This is a genomic window from Halalkalibacter alkalisediminis (assembly GCF_028610705.1).
In the GTDB taxonomy this organism is placed as follows: domain Bacteria; phylum Bacillota; class Bacilli; order Bacillales; family Bacillaceae_D; genus Halalkalibacter; species Halalkalibacter alkalisediminis.
Genome location: NZ_JAQQWT010000135.1, coordinates 1 through 734 on the forward strand (window position 1 = coordinate 1; position 734 = coordinate 734).

1 protein-coding gene is annotated in these 734 nt (G+C 32.2%); it reads right to left on the bottom strand.

Features of this window, described 5'->3' with window-relative positions; genetic code table 11:
* Window positions 1-86 precede the first annotated feature (86 nt).
* The gene (locus PQ474_RS26220) at window positions 87-443 is read right to left on the bottom strand and encodes a cupin domain-containing protein (RefSeq protein WP_273848519.1); all 357 of its coding nucleotides are present in this window, start codon (window positions 441-443) and stop codon (window positions 87-89) included.
* Between the last annotated feature and the right edge of the window lie 291 nt (window positions 444-734).

A 734-nucleotide genomic window follows, 5' to 3' on the forward strand; every position in this document is an offset into this window, starting at 1 on the left:
TTTAAAAATGAATGAGCTGCGTCTTCTTTAGTATTGCCTTTTTTCCTAAATTACAGAAGTTTATTTTCATGGTAGTTTAATAACATCTATTTCTTTAAAGGCATAAATGATGACGGAATTAATTCTTCACTTTCAATGACAATAGCGGTTAATCCTATATCAGTTTTAGTTTCATGCCATTCACCTTTCTCCCAAAAGACAGCATCTCCTGACTGAACTTTGACATATTCTTCTTTATCACCTCGAACATAACCTTCTCCAGTCAAAATTAAAAGAAGCTGAGGTACTACTGCTTGATGAAAGCCAATAACTCCGTTTTCTTCTAAGTACATACAAACTACATGAGTTGGCTTTTCAGTTTGAACAATACGTGACATAACAAAGTTTGAATTGAATTTCGAAATCTTCTTACCACTAACTTTATTGAATTTATAAAACTTCATTTTTAACCTCCAAATCACTTAGGATTTATACATACCACCCTTCAAGGTAGTTATAAGAAAATTCTCTAATGTTATTACACAAACCTGCCCGTTACTTTAAGTGCAATCCTTCACAATCTCTAATTATTTTATCATAAATACCCAATTCCCTTATTGAGTGTTATTCAATTATATGGCCCTATACATAAAGAAAGAGCGCAATTCTTATTCCAGAAAAGCGCCCGATTGCGGAAGATCATATATAGAATAGTTTGTTTCTTCTTGAAAAAAAGCACCCGTCAATAAAATACT

Coding starts and splice junctions, on each gene's coding strand:
- PQ474_RS26220 (WP_273848519.1), bottom strand. CDS start 443: ATGAAGTTTTATAAATTCAATAAAGTTAGTGGTAAGAAGATTTCGAAA.